At 41.4% G+C, this 14808-nt stretch carries 17 protein-coding genes; 5 read left to right on the forward strand and 12 right to left on the reverse strand.

Features of this window, described 5'->3' with window-relative positions:
* Nucleotides 1-52: 52 nt before the first annotated feature.
* Entirely contained in the window at nt 53-1081 is a 1029-nt protein-coding gene (locus K1T76_RS10490; RefSeq protein ID WP_230245326.1) for a hypothetical protein, read from the forward strand.
* A 330-nt stretch (nt 1082-1411) separates the two neighbouring features.
* Here K1T76_RS10490 and rplT read toward each other — a convergent pair whose 3' ends face one another.
* Together rplT and rpmI are read right to left on the reverse strand one after the other, a co-directional pair.
* The gene (gene rplT / locus K1T76_RS10495; RefSeq protein WP_230245327.1) at nt 1412-1771 is read right to left on the reverse strand and encodes a 50S ribosomal protein L20; all 360 of its coding nucleotides are present in this window, start codon (nt 1769-1771) and stop codon (nt 1412-1414) included.
* Between the two features lie 11 nt (nt 1772-1782).
* Nucleotides 1783-1977 carry a 50S ribosomal protein L35 gene (rpmI, locus tag K1T76_RS10500; RefSeq protein WP_004975152.1) on the reverse strand — a complete coding sequence of 65 codons (195 nt, stop codon included), beginning with the start codon at nt 1975-1977 and terminating at the stop codon, nt 1783-1785.
* Between the two features lie 338 nt (nt 1978-2315).
* Between rpmI and K1T76_RS10505 the strand changes: the two genes are divergently transcribed.
* A complete protein-coding gene (locus K1T76_RS10505) occupies nt 2316-3074 on the forward strand; it encodes an energy transducer TonB (RefSeq protein WP_230245651.1) in 759 nt (252 codons plus the stop codon).
* Between the two features lie 28 nt (nt 3075-3102).
* Here K1T76_RS10505 and K1T76_RS10510 read toward each other — a convergent pair whose 3' ends face one another.
* The 3 genes from K1T76_RS10510 to K1T76_RS10520 form a co-directional block, all read right to left on the reverse strand.
* Nucleotides 3103-3531, reverse strand: a complete 429-nt coding sequence (locus K1T76_RS10510) for a YqaA family protein (RefSeq protein WP_019836322.1) — start codon at nt 3529-3531, stop codon at nt 3103-3105.
* 8 nt (nt 3532-3539) lie between these two features.
* Entirely contained in the window at nt 3540-3824 is a 285-nt protein-coding gene (locus tag K1T76_RS10515) for a hypothetical protein (protein ID WP_019836321.1), read from the reverse strand.
* A 72-nt stretch (nt 3825-3896) separates the two neighbouring features.
* Nucleotides 3897-4514 (reverse strand): glutathione S-transferase N-terminal domain-containing protein, encoded by a 618-nt coding sequence (locus tag K1T76_RS10520; RefSeq protein ID WP_230245328.1) that lies wholly within the window; start codon nt 4512-4514, stop codon nt 3897-3899.
* Nucleotides 4515-4792: 278 nt separating this feature from the next.
* Between K1T76_RS10520 and K1T76_RS10525 the strand changes: the two genes are divergently transcribed.
* Entirely contained in the window at nt 4793-5266 is a 474-nt protein-coding gene (locus K1T76_RS10525; protein ID WP_019836319.1) for an Hsp20 family protein, read from the forward strand.
* Nucleotides 5267-5357: 91 nt separating this feature from the next.
* The gene (locus K1T76_RS10530; RefSeq protein WP_019836318.1) at nt 5358-5714 is read left to right on the forward strand and encodes a hypothetical protein; all 357 of its coding nucleotides are present in this window, start codon (nt 5358-5360) and stop codon (nt 5712-5714) included.
* Between the two features lie 269 nt (nt 5715-5983).
* On the opposite strand, the gene infC is transcribed toward K1T76_RS10530, so the two are convergent.
* Both infC and thrS read right to left on the reverse strand, forming a co-directional pair.
* Nucleotides 5984-6532, reverse strand: a complete 549-nt coding sequence (gene infC, locus K1T76_RS10535) for a translation initiation factor IF-3 (RefSeq protein WP_074964463.1) — start codon at nt 6530-6532, stop codon at nt 5984-5986.
* A 5-nt stretch (nt 6533-6537) separates the two neighbouring features.
* Complete coding sequence (gene thrS, locus K1T76_RS10540; RefSeq protein WP_019836315.1) at nt 6538-8460, reverse strand: threonine--tRNA ligase; 1923 nt, start codon at nt 8458-8460, stop codon at nt 6538-6540.
* A gap of 1209 nt (nt 8461-9669) precedes the next feature.
* Here thrS and K1T76_RS10545 point away from each other — a divergent pair.
* A complete protein-coding gene (locus tag K1T76_RS10545; protein ID WP_070154836.1) occupies nt 9670-11316 on the forward strand; it encodes an acyl-CoA synthetase in 1647 nt (548 codons plus the stop codon).
* A 113-nt stretch (nt 11317-11429) separates the two neighbouring features.
* On the opposite strand, the gene yjgA is transcribed toward K1T76_RS10545, so the two are convergent.
* Genes yjgA through panB form a run of 5 tightly spaced genes read right to left on the reverse strand, consistent with a single transcriptional unit; the run spans nt 11430 to nt 14764 of the window.
* Nucleotides 11430-11963 (reverse strand): ribosome biogenesis factor YjgA, encoded by a 534-nt coding sequence (gene yjgA / locus K1T76_RS10550; protein WP_019836311.1) that lies wholly within the window; start codon nt 11961-11963, stop codon nt 11430-11432.
* Between the two features lie 2 nt (nt 11964-11965).
* A complete protein-coding gene (locus K1T76_RS10555; protein ID WP_019836310.1) occupies nt 11966-12235 on the reverse strand; it encodes an HPr family phosphocarrier protein in 270 nt (89 codons plus the stop codon).
* Nucleotides 12232-13083, reverse strand: a complete 852-nt coding sequence (gene rapZ, locus K1T76_RS10560; protein ID WP_019836309.1) for an RNase adapter RapZ — start codon at nt 13081-13083, stop codon at nt 12232-12234. Before rapZ ends, K1T76_RS10555 begins: the two co-directional genes overlap by 4 nt.
* Nucleotides 13084-13107: 24 nt before the next feature.
* On the reverse strand, nt 13108-13953 hold the full coding sequence (gene panC, locus K1T76_RS10565; RefSeq protein WP_019836308.1) for a pantoate--beta-alanine ligase: 846 nt from the start codon (nt 13951-13953) through the stop codon (nt 13108-13110).
* Between the two features lies 1 nt (nt 13954).
* Nucleotides 13955-14764: a 3-methyl-2-oxobutanoate hydroxymethyltransferase gene (panB, locus tag K1T76_RS10570; RefSeq protein WP_019836307.1), complete on the reverse strand. Its 810-nt coding sequence runs from the start codon at nt 14762-14764 to the stop codon at nt 13955-13957.
* Nucleotides 14765-14808: the final 44 nt, after the last annotated feature.

Raw genomic sequence — 14808 nt, forward strand, 5'->3', positions numbered from 1 at the left:
TTGAAATACAAAAAGTATAAGATAAAGCCAATCATCACGAGATCTCGATATTATGGCGCTCGATCAGATTTGGAAACAGCAACTTGCCCTTGTGACTTATGGCAATGAATATTTGGCTCAAGATTTAAGTTTAAATCATTGGCTCAAGCATCAAGTATTTAACCAGCATCAAATTCAATTTCGTGATTTATTGTCACAACATTTATTGGCACAACACTTTCAAATTTGGTTAGAGCATCTTAAACAACAAGGTGTGCGACGTTTAAGCCTACATCAGGCAAGTATTTTAAATGATGAGAAAAACCCCAATCCCAATGTAGAGTTATTACCTTTTGCACACTTTATTGTAAGCCACGAGCCACAGCACAAATCTGCCTGGATTTTCGGAAAAGAACTTGCAGAATGGTATACTGCAGAACAAGATTTTATAGCGCCCGTTTCGCAACAGAGCGAGCTACGTCAGGAAGTGATGTGGCGTTATCAACTAAGCCACAAACTCGCCAAACAGCTCGATGTAGATTTTGTAGCCCCCAACTGGGATGAGATTGATCGCTTTATTCGCTCTGAATTATTTTTAAATCCTTGTGCTGCCGAATTTATTGAACCAGAGCAAAGCACTAGACCTTATTTTGGCTCAGATCTGACTCAAAACTCAACTGAAAGCATGCACCCAACTTTAGCGTTAATTCCCGCAGACTACCCTGCTACGTATGCACATCAAATGCTGTATCAATTAGATGCACTGGATCAATTCATCCAGAGTAAAATCCAGCATCCTTATCATGCCGATGGCACAGAACTCGAACCGAGTGAGCAACTCAATTTACGTCATTTTTCTCAGAAACTTGAGGATTTACACGCCAAATTTATCACTAAGGTGGCAAACCATTATCAGACCGCGCAGCTCATTCCAGTACAAACGCCTAATCCTTTTGAATCAACGCCTAGTCAAGTACAAAACATCGCTTCACCACAAATACCAACACCTGCAGCTACGCATAAAGTAGGCACATCTGCCGTGATTAAACTGATTTTAATGACTGTGGTTATTTGTGCAGCTGCTTATTATTTTGGTTTATAAGCTTAGGGTCTGTTGACAATTCGTCTATGTTTGCGGCGATGCATATTTTTTAGCTGATATAAGGCATGGGACGGGAAATTTAGTCATTCTAAATGACTGGCACATAACGCAATAGCAGCAAAAAATATGCTCGCCCTGAAAGGCTGTGGCTAAAACTTTCTAAGATTGCGTTATGAAACTTGGCAATAGACCCACTATTCCCTGCGTTTGGTGCCTGATCTGCTCAGTTTTAGCCTACAGCGCAAGCCATTTATGAAATGGCAACAGCCCCCAAATTTCAGGCATAAAAAAAGACCGCAAATGCGGTCTTTTTTTTAAGTCATAAAAGACTTATGCAGCTAATGCATCTTTAGCTTTTGTAGCTAAAGCAGCAAATGCAACTGCGTCTTGCATAGCGATGTCAGCAAGTACGCGACGGTCGATAATCACTTGAGCTTTTTTCAAGCCAGCGATCATACGGCTGTACGACAAACCATTTTGACGAGCGCCCGCATTGATACGCGCAATCCATAAAGCACGGAATTGACGTTTCTTTTGACGACGGTCACGGTAAGCGTATTGACCTGCTTTGATTACCGCTTGGAACGCTACGCGATATACGCGTGAACGAGCGCCATAGTAACCTTTAGCACGAGCAAGAATTTTTTTATGACGGCGATGAGCCTGTACACCACGTTTTACACGAGCCATTTATAATCTCCTTAGATGTATGGGCACATAGCACGAACAGCAGCAACGTCACTCACGTGAACCATTACACAGCCGCGCAATTGACGGATACGTTTAGCAGATTTTTTGGTCAAAATGTGGCGTTTGAACGCTTGTTTACGCTTGAAACCGTTAGCAGTCGCTTTGAAACGTTTAGCTGCACCACGGCGAGTTTTTAACTTAGCCATAACAACCTCTTTAAACACCTGTTCGGCACGTCTGCACCATTGCAAAAACGACCTGCAGGTAAGGGAGCGAGTATTCTAAAGCATCTTTGCTTAAAACAAAAGCATATTGGCTAAATAAAAAATGATCATCACCTCACTCGTTTGCCGTAATTAAACTCAGGAAAAATACTGGAATTGCGAACACCCACATCAATTCAAAACAAAGCTAAAGCTCTGTCAAAAATTGTGCAGATCAACATCCTAGAAACTTGCAATAAGTTACGGATTACCCTTGCGATTATCCTCAATTCAATCAATACTTCGCCTCGGCCTATGTGAGATAAAAAGACCGTAACATGATGAAAACATCTTTATATATAACTCTATTGCTTGGACTCAGTGCGTCGCATCTTTATGCAAAACCACCGCAGCAGAAACCAACACCAAAAACCACACTCGAAGTACAAAAAAGTGCTGCCTTGCCTGCTCATCTCACCACACGCTTAGCATGGCGCAAGTTTCCACAGCCCAAATATAAAAATGAAGATTTAAATCAACAAAACCGTGCTGCAATTGTGCGCATTTATGCAGATGAAACGGGCAAAATTAGTCAAGCCACTATTCAAGAAAGTACAGGGCTGAAAAAATTAGATGATGCCTTATTACAAGCGGTTCGCACTGCTGAAATTCAACCGACCTATGTCGACGATACTGCCGTTCCGACCATCGGTTTTCAAAGCTTTAATTTAAGATTTCAGGATAACCAACACGAAAATTGCCAGTTTGATTTTCAATCTAAACAATGGTTAGCACAGCAACAACAGCAAAAAGTTCAATTTAAGTATCGTAGTCAACCACAATTAAACTTAAGTGCCGAAGATTTAAAAAACCACTCACGCAAGTTAAAGTTTCAATTCAAAGTGAATAAGCATGGCGAAGTGAAACGTGTGAAATTGACACAAGGTTCGGGACAATATCCGCTTGATCAACAAGTTTTAGCTGCAGTGAAAACTGCCCAAGTAGATGTACCGCGTCAATTTTGGCTGTATAAAAAGTCTAAATTAAAAGATGAAATTTATTTTGATTTAGACACGTGTGATGTTCAAGAACAGTCATAAGTGTAGATAGATATAGGGGGTTGTTTGCTTAAACCCACGTATAAACAAAATAAATAAACAGATAACGCCCGATTTTGGCAAGACTCACCATCAACACAAAACGGGCAAAATGTTCTTTCATTAAACCTGCAATCAACGCAATTGGATCACCAATAATCGGCACCCAACTGAGTAATAAAGACCAAAACCCATATTTGGCGTAGGTGTGCTGCGCTTTTTCTAATTGTGTAGCCGAAACAGGAAACCACTTCTTATCTTTATAATGTTCGATCTTGAGTCCCAAATACCAGTTCACACAAGAACCTAAAATATTGCCTAGACTGGCAATGCTAATCAGCCAAATGGGTGCATAACTGCCTTCATATAACAACCCCAACAACACGGCTTCGGACTGCAAAGGCAATAAAGTGGCCGCACCAAATGCAGATAAAAATAAACCAAATAGCGTCCAAAGCATAGACTATTTTAAAGCCCTAAAGCCCGTTTAGTTTTACGATATTCCCAGTTCGCCCAAACAATACTGAGTAAAATAAGTGCCGCACGTGCCCATGTATAACGCTGGGTAATAGGCTCAATCGCAGCACGTAAAACCTGCTGATCTGTGCTATTTAAAGCCGCAATCATATTCTGCACATGAAATGCTTCAACCACAAATAAGATCAAGCAAGACACAATGCCTAAAATAATGCTCCAATACACTTTGGCATTTTTTTCAACAATCTTGGTAAAGTTTAAAAAAAATTCTTGCATAACCCATCCAATAAAAAAACCACCTGAAAAAGTGAGGTATCAGGTGGCTGGCATCTTAGCATAAAAGTAGATTTAAACTTGAATCGCGAGTGCTTTCTGCACCGCAGGGCGCGCAGTCAGACGTGTAATATAGTCTTGTACATAAGGATAATCTTCCAACGAAATATTTTGCCAGTCATGACGTAACGCCCACGGCAAAATAGCCATATCAGCAATTGAATACTCACCTGCCACGTATTTTTGCCCCATCAACTGCTTATTTAACACACCATACAAACGCTTGGATTCATTGATATAGCGTTCAATCGCATAAGGAATTTTCTCTGGTGCATAACGGCTAAAATGATGATTCTGTCCTAACATTGGACCAAAACCACCCATTTGCCACATGAGCCACTGCTCTACTTCCACACGTTCTTGCTCATCGTTAGGGTAGAACATGCCTGATTTTCGCCCAAGATATTGCAAAATTGCACCCGACTCAAACACAGAGATTGGCTCACCACGTGGACCGTTCTGATCGACAATTGCAGGAATTTTATTATTGGGCGAAATTTTTAAAAAATCTGGCTGAAATTGATCATCTTCTGAAATATTGATGGGGAAAATTTGATATTCCAAGCCCATTTCTTCTAATGCAATTGTAATTTTATGACCGTTGGGCGTACCCCAATAATATAAATCAATCATTTGTGCCTATGCTCCGTGCACCTTTATTTTGGTGTTTCAACAACATAATAGATCTGACCAAAAACAACAAGTATTGCACCGAAAAATAAATTTTTATTATCTATTCAATTACTTGAAACTTAAAATAAAAAATTTTCGCGCTCTTCCTTGAATTTTTTTCACTCAAACACATATTTATTTTTGCATCAGGATGATATTTCATCTTTTGCCCTGTCGATGATGATCATGACAGATAAATTCTTGTTTTAAGACTTTGCTGACCTCAGGAGGTTCTAATAATGAGTAACATCAATCTTCATCCACTTTTCCGTCGCAGTATTGGTTTTGATCGATTGAATGATTTCATTGATTATGCCATGCAAAGCGATGCACCCAACTATCCGCCCTACAATATTGAAAAACATGGCGAAAACCATTACCGCATTGTAGTGGCAACTGCTGGTTTCGACCAAAACGAGCTGGATATTTCACTTGAAAACCGTTTACTGACCATTTCCGGCAAGCCTGAGGTTGTGCAAACCGAAGGTACTGAATATCTGCATAAAGGTATTGCCCGTCGCTCCTTTAAACTGTCATTGCGTTTAGACGAGCACATTGAAGTACAACAAGCCGATTATGAAAATGGTCTGTTGGTGATTGATCTGCAACGTATCATTCCAGAAGAGAAGTTGCCGCGACAAATCCCGATCGGCAAAAAGTTACTGCTAGAAAATCCGGAAAAGGTGACCGAAAAAACCGTGAATACGGAATAATGTGCTTATTCAAAGAAAGACTCCAACTGGAGTCTTTCTTTTTTATACATAACAGTATAGTAGATTCAAAAAATGCATAATAAAAACATAGATGAAAGCACAACCTTCAATAAAACAGTATCCGGTTGCTATCTTTAAACTTGCAGCCGTATTTTTTGTTCTCTTACCGCTCTTGGTAACTTCAGTTATTTTCTATATCGGGCGGAGCAATAATAGGACTTATGTAGAAATCTGGACGCTATTCATTGAGCTGGAACTGACCATGCACTTATACAATCTAGGCTGTATTGCTATCGCAGTGGTCTTATGGAATTTACGTTTAATCATTACACCACAGAAAATTTATTATAGTGTTTGGAACATTCCTATTACTTTCAGCATTCAAAAACATGAAATTTATGATTGCCGGATTAATCATCAGTTTGATGCACCACTTACTTGGATGTAAAGGCAAGTAAAAACTTTCGATTCAACGAGTGATCTGGATGCATTTGACAGAAAAATGGGAACCATAGAGTTTGTTTTTATTCATCAACAACTCATCAATTGGCTGAGACATAAATTCAGCCTGATATATTTACTCAGTTTTTCCAAACAGCATCGTCATGCCATTGTTCAAATGCTTCAAGACCACTGGAAGTTAAAATTCCATCGAGACTCATAAAACCAGCATCAAAAAGCCCTGCGATTGCAGGGCTTTTTAGACTCAATGAGTGCTTACTTTTTCTTTTTAGGACCAAGCAACATACCCATTTGACGACCTTCCATTTTTGGTGCTTGTTCAACTACACCATATTCAACTACGTCAGCTTCAACTTTTTGCAATTGAGCCAAACCTAACTGTTGGTGAGCCATTTCACGACCACGGAAGCGTAAAGTGATTTTTACCTTGTTTCCTTCTTCAAGGAATTTGATAATTGCACGTAATTTTACGTTGTAATCGCCAACATCAGTCGCAGGGCGCAGCTTGATTTCTTTCACCTGTACTTGATGCTGTTTTTTCTTCGCTTCTTTCTGCTTTTGCTTTAGATCAAACAAATGCTTGTTAAAGTCCATGATTTTACATACTGGTGGTTCGGCATTTGCCACAATTTCCACCAAATCAAGGTCGACGCTTTCTGCTGCGCGCAATGCATCAGCCAAGCTTACAATACCTTTTTGCTCACCATTTTCGTCTACAAGACGGACTTCTTTTGCACGAATTTCATCATTCAAAGCAGGACGGTTAGATTTTCCGCCCTGTTGATTACGGTCAGGCTGTTTAATCGCTGTTACTCCACAATATACCGGCCGCGTTCTGCGACGGCTGTTTTCACTAGGTCAATGAAAGCATCAATTGACATAGTACCCAAATTTGTTCCTGAGCGAGTACGAACGTTTACCGTTCCCTCTTCCACTTCACGGTCCCCAAGTACCAATAAGTATGGAATACGCTCTAATGTACGCTCACGAATCTTAAAGCCGATTTTCTCATTTCTCAAGTCAGAAATAGCACGAATACCGTTTTCTTTAAGTTTTGCGACGACCTGTTCACTTGCAGCTGCTTGTGAGTCAGTAATATTCATCACACAAGCTTGCACTGGCGCTAACCATGGTGGCATAAAGCCTGCATAGTGCTCAATAAGTATACCAATAAATCGTTCAAAGCTGCCAAGAATTGCACGGTGCAACATTACAGGCTGATCACGATCATTGTCTTCAGTGACATAAGATGCCTCTAAACGCTCAGGCAAGTTAAAGTCACACTGGATTGTACCACATTGCCACACACGACCTAAGCAGTCTTTCAGTGAGAATTCAATTTTCGGACCGTAGAACGCGCCTTCGCCTGGTTGCAACTCCCATTCCAGACCTGCAGCATCCAAAGCATCTGCCAAAGATTTTTCTGCCATATCCCAAAGTGCATCATCTCCCACACGTTTTTCAGGACGTGTAGACAGCTTCATTTGCACCTCTTCAAAACCGAAATCTTTATACACATCTAAAGTCAGTCTGATGAAGTCTGCAACTTCTGGCCCAATTTGTTCTTTGGTACAGAAAATATGGGCGTCATCTTGGGTAAAGCCACGTACGCGCATAATGCCGTGCAGTGAACCCGATGGCTCGTTACGGTGACATGAACCAAATTCTGCCAGACGAATTGGCAAATCACGATACGACTTTAGCCCTTGGTTAAAGACTTGTACGTGACATGGGCAGTTCATTGGTTTTACTGCATAGTTACGGTTTTCAGAATGGGTCGTGAACATATTGTCTGCGTAGTTGGCAGCATGTCCTGATTTTTCCCATAGCGTGAAATCGACCACTTGCGGGGTACGAATTTCTAGGTAACCGTTGTCTTGTTGTACTTTACGCATGTATTGCTCAAGTACTTGATAAATCGTCCAGCCATTTGGATGCCAGAACACCATACCTGGTGCTTCTTCCTGCATGTGGAACAAGTCTAATGCTTTACCAATTTTACGGTGGTCGCGCTTTTCAGCTTCTTCAATACGTTTGATGTAGGCTGCAAGCTGCTTTTTGTCTGCCCAAGCCGTACCATAAATACGTTGTAACTGTTCGTTTTTCGCATCTCCGCGCCAGTAAGCACCCGAGATTTTGGTCAATTTAAATGATTTTAAGAATTTAGTGTTCGGTACGTGTGGACCACGACACATATCCAAATAGTCTTGGTGATAGTACAAGCCCATTTGGGTTTCGTTTGGCATATCTGCAATCAAACGTAATTTATATTCTTCGCCACGTGCGGTAAATTCTGCAATCACTTCATCACGCGGGGTCATTTTTTTCACGACATCATAGTCTTGGTCGATGAGCTTTTTCATGCGCTCTTCGATAGCAGCCAAGTCATCTAAGGTAAATGGACGTGGCATCCAGATGTCGTAGTAGAAACCTTCTTCAATAACAGGACCAATCACCATTTTTGCTTCTGGGAAAAGCTGCTTTACAGCATGCCCTACCAAGTGCGCACATGAGTGACGGATAATTTCTACGCCTTCTTCATCTTTTGGCGTGATAATTTGTAAGGTTGCATCTTCGGTGATTAAATCACAAGCATCTACCAAACGGTCATTGACGCGTCCAGCAACTGTATTTTTGGCAAGACCTGGACCGATGCTTTGAGCAACTTCCATCACAGATACGGCTTGATCAAACTGTTTTTGATCGCCATTTGGCAAAGTGATAATAGGCATAGATAAAAATCCTTAAGGAGTGATGCCCCGTACCATGGAGCATATCACCGCGAGATTATGATTAAGGGAGACCCTCAAAAGATAAAAACGGTGTATAAATAAAAAAGCGCCTTAAATTTTACACGGCTTGCGTACAGGTTTAAACCATTGTGTCCTAAAAAAGCCAAAGAATCGGTATTTCAGCTGTTTTTATTCCCTAAGTGTTGCCCAAGGCGTGTATTGTTGATGCAGATAGGTATACACCTCGGCAAAGTGTGGTAACACCGTCTCACTCTACTGTTGGCGTAAAAACACCTAATCCTCTATTTGAATGCGATACTGTTTGGGTACTTGAACCAACTCTTGATTGCTGCTGCGTCCATATAAGGCGTGTGGATGACTATCCTCAAAATAAAATAATCTCCCCATCTAATAGCCACCATAAAACGTTGCGTATTCAGATTTTGGCTTGCATTTTGCAATATTTCCCAACACGCTAGCGATTTCATCACCAGTCGTAGCTACACCCGCGCAGGCAAATGCGCTGCAACATAATCCAAGTTATGCTGAAAACGTGCTATATCCACAATCAGTTGTGGTGTTCCTGTATCCTGATGCTGCAAACTTTGAGTAGTTTCTAAAAATAATCTCTGTGCATGTCACGCTCCCCTATTCCATGCGCTTACTTTGGCGATTGCTTGAGTTGTTTATTGAATATCGCGCTGCACGCAAACTTGGAGTCGTTGAAATCTGAATGAAAATGGATTAACCCATTTTTGCTGTAGATTAAGCTGTTCAAGGAGTTGAATAAAAGTAAGCGTCCATTGAATAGACCTTATGAATTCATTCTATAAGCCTTAATTTAGTCCCTACTTAAAACAAGCAGGGACTTAAATTTATGACTATAAATAACCAACAAACATAATATCTCGTCTTTGAACATGACTAAAATTAGCCAACAACTTGACTTTAGAGAATTACGTGAATTTAGCCATGTATTTTAGTATTGGACGAACTTCGCCTATTACGCTATAAAAGACAAATAATAGAATAAGTGATTATTTTTATTAGATAAAAAACTGCTAGTTATACCTAAACTAATTTTTAAACGTACTTACAAGTGATTCAAAATAAAAACAACAGATTTTCGACTAAAGCATAACTGCATAACGGCCATAAAGTCCCTATCGTTTTAGGCAGGATAAAATAACGACACATATGGAGAAAACAATGGTCAGCGCATACGATGAACTACCGCGTACCCCTGCGAACTTTGTCGCCTTGTCCCCGTTACGTTACTTAGAACGGGCAGCTTATATTTACCCTCACCAAAACGCAATTATTCACGGTTCCCGTCAAATTACCTGGCGCGAAACTTATTTGCGCTGCTGCCAATTTGCGCATCAACTTCAAAATTTAGGCATCAGCAAAAATGATACTGTTTCAGTGCTGCTCCCTAATGTTCCCGCCATGCTAGAAGCACACTTTGCCGTACCAATGGCAGGTGCAGTGCTGAATACCTTAAATACTCGTCTGGATGCTAAAACACTGGCATTTATGCTTAATCACGCAGAATCCAAAGTGCTTTTGGTGGACCCTGAATTTGCAGCTTTAGCACAAGAAGCGTTAGAGATGGTTAATCATGAAGTTTATGTGATTGATGTCAGCGATACAGAATATGAACATGCCGCCAACGCCCTTAGCATCGGACAGATTGAATATGAAACTTGGCTGGCTGCTGGTGACCCGAATTTTGAATGGCATTTACCTCAAGATGAATGGGATGCAATTAGCCTGAACTATACGTCTGGCACGACAGGCAACCCGAAGGGCGTGGTCTATCATCATCGTGGTGCTTACATTAATGCAGCCAGCAATATTATTGCCTGCGGGATGACACCCCGTGCGACCTACTTATGGACACTGCCCCTATTCCACTGTAATGGCTGGTGTTTTGCATGGACGATGGCAGCCAACGGTGGCACCAATATCTGCTTACGTAAAGTCGACCCTGAACTGATTTTTAAATTAATCGCAGAGCACAAAGTCGATTATTTCTGCGGTGCGCCAATTGTTTTGTCGATGCTTATTAACACCCCAGAACAGAAAAAGACCCAGTTTGATCACCGTGTCGAAGTGATGGTTGCGGGTGCTGCGCCGCCAGCAGCAATTATTGAGGGCATGCGCAATATTGGCATTAATGTGACTCACGTTTATGGCTTAACTGAAACCTATGGCCCATCTGCTTTGTGTGCTTCTCAAGCAGGATGGAGCGACCTATCCATTCAGGAACAGGCACAGTTACATTCGCGACAAGGCGTGCCTTATCCGCTGCAAGATGGCATGAAAGTTTTAGACCCTGAAACCATGCAACCTGTGCCGAAAGATGGCAAAACCATGGGCGAAATTATGTTCCGTGGTAATATCGTGATGAAAGGCTATTTGAAAAACCCAGAAGCTACCGCAGAAGCTTTTGCAGGTGGCTGGTTCCATACGGGCGATTTAGCTGTCTGCCAACCTGATGGCTACGCCAAAATTACTGACCGTTCTAAAGATGTAATTATTTCAGGTGGTGAAAATATTTCTTCACTCGAAGTCGAAGAAGTGTTGTATCAACATCCTGCAGTTTTGACCGCCGCAGTGGTGGCAAAACCAGATCCACGTTGGCAAGAAGTCCCGTGTGCCTTTATTGAACTAAAAGAAGGTAAACAGGTCAGCCCTGAAGAAATTATTGCTTATTGCAGTCAACATTTGGCGCGTTTTAAAGTGCCAAAGGAGGTGGTGATTACTGAAATTCCCAAAACGTCGACAGGTAAACTACAAAAATTTGTACTCCGCGAATGGGCCAAAGAGCGTTCAGTTGGTGAGTTTAGCTAAAGTTTGAAAAATCCATACACATAAAAGACCTAATGAAAAACGACTCGTCATGAGTCGTTTTTTGTGCAATCATCAGCTCACACTATCTATCTTCTTAGATAAGTAATGCTAATCTAGCTTTCTGACAATAAAGCAACTTGCTGCACATAGTTAAACAACTTAAGTTTAGATGCTTCAAGTTCTTCTGCAGAAATTTCCTGCTTCATATCACGATGGATACGCAATACATGCTGACGCAGCGTATGACGCTCAGCTGCTTTATAGGTTTTACTAAAATCATTAATCACAGGGTCGCCGTCTTTAATAATTCGCTCTACCCAACGCTGTAACTGTGCGGTTTTTTTCGCACCTTGCTGCGGCGTCAAATAAGACAAAATTACGCTTTCATCTTCATTACGCAACAATTTACCAATACGCTGACACTGACGACGACGTGCTTCATGTGAAGTAATACTTTGCAATTCCAGTAAAGCATCAATTAAACGCTCTTCTACTGGAAGTTTTTGAATTTGTTTGGTACTTAACTGCGCCAATTGTTCGCCCAGCGCGGCCATACGTTGTACGGCTTTTTTCTGTTCGGTTTTACTTGCACGCCCTTCTAAAGATTCAAAGTCATCTTCGGTAAAACGTTGCGGTCGACGTGCCACGATTAATCTGCCTCGTAAAATTTTGCTGCAAACAGTGCTTGAATATCAGATAAAGCTTTTTCTTCATCTGTACCATCAATCACCAAGCGTAAAGTAGTTCCCTTGCCTGCACCTAACATGAGCAAGGACATAATATTTTTGGCATCAACCAATTTGTCGCCTTTACCAATTTGGATTGACGAACGGAATTTAGTGGTCACTTCAATCAGTTTCCCAGATGCCCGTGCATGTAAACCTAGTTTATTAATTACGTCAACAGTTGTGTCAATCATGACCAGTGCTTCATTTCTCGGTGTAAGACTTGAATAGACCATTTTGCCTCAAGTGCTTTTTTTAGTCTATCAACGATATAAACTGAACGGTGTTGCCCACCCGTACAGCCAATTGAAATGGTAATGTAGTGTCGATGCCCTTCGGCAAAGGCTGGCAACCATTTTTCTAAAAACTGCTGAATGTCGTGAAACATTTCATGCGTTTGTGAACTTTGTTGCAAAAATTCCTGCACAGGGGCATCTAAGCCTGAATATTGCCTAAGCTCCAGATCCCAATGTGGATTGGGCAAATGGCGCACATCAAACACATAATCGGCATCTAAGGGAATTCCGTGCTTATAGCCAAAGGATTGTAAAATTACAATAAGATTGTCGGTTTGTCCAAGCTTAGACAATAATACGTGTTTTAGATCATGCACACTTTTGTCAGTGGTATCAATATGTACCGTAGAGCGAAACTGAATGGGCATCAACAAGTTTTTTTCTTCTTGAATACATTCATTTAAGCTTTTAAAACGATTAGAGAGTGGATGCGGACGGCGTGATGCGCTAAAACGTGCAATCAATTCCTGATCTTGCGTGGTCAGAAAAATAATATCGACTGAACCATGCTTTTGCAGTTGTTCAAATACCAAATCAAACTCTTGCAAGTCGGCACGGGTACTGCGTACATCTACCCCCAATGCCAACTGTTCTAAGTTATTTTCCTGATCCAGTTTATCCACAATTTCAGGAAGCAATGCCAAAGGTAAATTGTCAATACAGTAATAACCCAAATCTTCCAACACTTGTAATGCCGAAGATTTTCCTGAACCCGATTGACCTGTTACGATCAAAATACGTTTCATGGCATGCAACCCTTCTATTGCCAGCTATGCAGAATGTTTGACCTGCAAATTATCAATTAAACGTGTATTGCCCAATTTTGCCGCAACGAACAACACTAGATCTTCACTAAATGCTTCAATTTTCTGCAGTTCTGTTGTACGTGCCTCTACATAGTCCACAACAAAGCCTGCCGCTGTCAATGTTGCTTTAATATTCGCTAACACTTGCGACAAAGTTTCACCTTGTTGTAATGCTTGTGCAGCAGCTTTTAAACTTTGATAGATTGTCGGTGCAATTTGACGCTGTTCTGCACTCAAATAACCATTGCGTGAACTAAGTGCCAAACCATCTGCCGCACGTACAATTGGCACACCAATCACCTCTAGCGGAATATTCAAGTCGCGTACAAACTGGCGAATGACTGCCAATTGTTGATAGTCTTTTTCACCAAAGAAAGCATAGTTTGGCTGTACCATATTGAATAATTTGGTCACGACCACCGCAACACCATCAAAGTGTCCAGGACGCTGCAAACCACATAAGTCTGCCGTAATCTCGCTCACTGAAATATTGGTCAAACGTGGTTTGTTGCCATACATTTGCTCAACTGAAGGTGCAAAAATAATGTCGCAACCAACCTCTGCCAACAATTGACTGTCTTGGTCTAAAGTTCGTGGATAACTATCAAAATCTTCATTAGGCCCAAATTGAATTGGATTGACAAAAATACTGACCACCACCACATCACATATTTTTTTCGCTTCGCGCACTAAGGTTAAATGCCCTTCGTGCAAATTGCCCATGGTCGGAACAAAACCAATGGTTTTTCGTGCAGCGCGTGCAGGCTGTAATGAAGCCGCTAAGCCTTGAATTGTGGTTTCAGTTTTCATATTACAACTCGACTTGGAAAGTTTGTTCACGTGCTGGGAAAGAACCATCTTGAACTGCAGCATGATAGGCTTTAAACGCATCTAAAATCGCATTTTCACCCGCTTGTTCTTTCATGAAGTTACGCACGAATTTTGCGACACGACCAAAAGTCAGCCCCAGCATGTCTTGCACCACCAATACCTGACCATCAGTGTCTGCGCCCGCGCCAATTCCAATTACTGGAATTTCAGGGAACAAGGCAGAAATTTCTTGACCTAGCTGAGCTGGCACACATTCTAATAATAGAATCGCCGCACCAGCTTCTACAACAGCTTTACAGTCAGCAATTAGTTTGTCTGCAGCTTCCCGGGTACGTGCCTGTAATTTATAACCCCCAAATACATGCACCGATTGTGGCGTTAAACCTAAGTGCACACAGACAGGAATACCATTACGAGTCAGTGTTGCAACGGTTTCACTGAGCCATGCACCACCTTCCATTTTGACCATTTGCGCACCCGCCTGCATCACTTCTTTGGAGCTTTGCAATGCATCATTTAAGGTGGCATAACTCATAAATGGTAAGTCAGTCAAAATAAAAGCGTGTTGATTACCACGACGCACCGCCGCAGTGTGATAAGCCATATCCGCCACGCTGACAGGCAAGGTTGAGTCACGTCCCTGAATAGACATACCCAAAGAATCACCAATTAAAATCGTATCAATTTCAGCAATTTCCATTGCTTTCGCCATGCTTGCATCATAGCAAGTTAAGCAGGAGAATTTTCGACCTTCCGCTTTAAATTTTCTGAGGTCACTTAAACTAATCATGAAAATATTCCTCTATGGAAAAAGCATCACGCATGCTTAATTTA

Origin of the sequence: Acinetobacter sp. PW68 (assembly GCF_020982655.1) — a bacterium.
Taxonomy (GTDB): domain Bacteria; phylum Pseudomonadota; class Gammaproteobacteria; order Pseudomonadales; family Moraxellaceae; genus Acinetobacter; species Acinetobacter towneri_A.

Excerpts from the sequence above, each read along its gene's own strand:
- panB (WP_019836307.1), bottom strand. The coding sequence starts at position 14,764 with ATGATTAGTTTAAGTGACCTCAGAAAATTTAAAGCGGAAGGTCGAAAA.
- panC (WP_019836308.1), bottom strand. The coding sequence starts at position 13,953 with ATGAAAACTGAAACCACAATTCAAGGCTTAGCGGCTTCATTACAGCCT.
- K1T76_RS10490 (WP_230245326.1), top strand. The coding sequence starts at position 53 with ATGGCGCTCGATCAGATTTGGAAACAGCAACTTGCCCTTGTGACTTAT.
- K1T76_RS10525 (WP_019836319.1), top strand. The coding sequence starts at position 4,793 with ATGAGTAACATCAATCTTCATCCACTTTTCCGTCGCAGTATTGGTTTT.
- K1T76_RS10530 (WP_019836318.1), top strand. The coding sequence starts at position 5,358 with ATGAAAGCACAACCTTCAATAAAACAGTATCCGGTTGCTATCTTTAAA.
- K1T76_RS10505 (WP_230245651.1), top strand. The coding sequence starts at position 2,316 with ATGAAAACATCTTTATATATAACTCTATTGCTTGGACTCAGTGCGTCG.
- rplT (WP_230245327.1), bottom strand. The coding sequence starts at position 1,771 with ATGGCTCGTGTAAAACGTGGTGTACAGGCTCATCGCCGTCATAAAAAA.
- thrS (WP_019836315.1), bottom strand. The coding sequence starts at position 8,460 with ATGCCTATTATCACTTTGCCAAATGGCGATCAAAAACAGTTTGATCAA.
- K1T76_RS10545 (WP_070154836.1), top strand. The coding sequence starts at position 9,670 with ATGGTCAGCGCATACGATGAACTACCGCGTACCCCTGCGAACTTTGTC.
- K1T76_RS10555 (WP_019836310.1), bottom strand. The coding sequence starts at position 12,235 with ATGATTGACACAACTGTTGACGTAATTAATAAACTAGGTTTACATGCA.
- K1T76_RS10510 (WP_019836322.1), bottom strand. The coding sequence starts at position 3,531 with ATGCTTTGGACGCTATTTGGTTTATTTTTATCTGCATTTGGTGCGGCC.
- K1T76_RS10515 (WP_019836321.1), bottom strand. The coding sequence starts at position 3,824 with ATGCAAGAATTTTTTTTAAACTTTACCAAGATTGTTGAAAAAAATGCC.
- K1T76_RS10520 (WP_230245328.1), bottom strand. The coding sequence starts at position 4,514 with ATGATTGATTTATATTATTGGGGTACGCCCAACGGTCATAAAATTACA.
- rapZ (WP_019836309.1), bottom strand. The coding sequence starts at position 13,083 with ATGAAACGTATTTTGATCGTAACAGGTCAATCGGGTTCAGGAAAATCT.
- rpmI (WP_004975152.1), bottom strand. The coding sequence starts at position 1,977 with ATGGCTAAGTTAAAAACTCGCCGTGGTGCAGCTAAACGTTTCAAAGCG.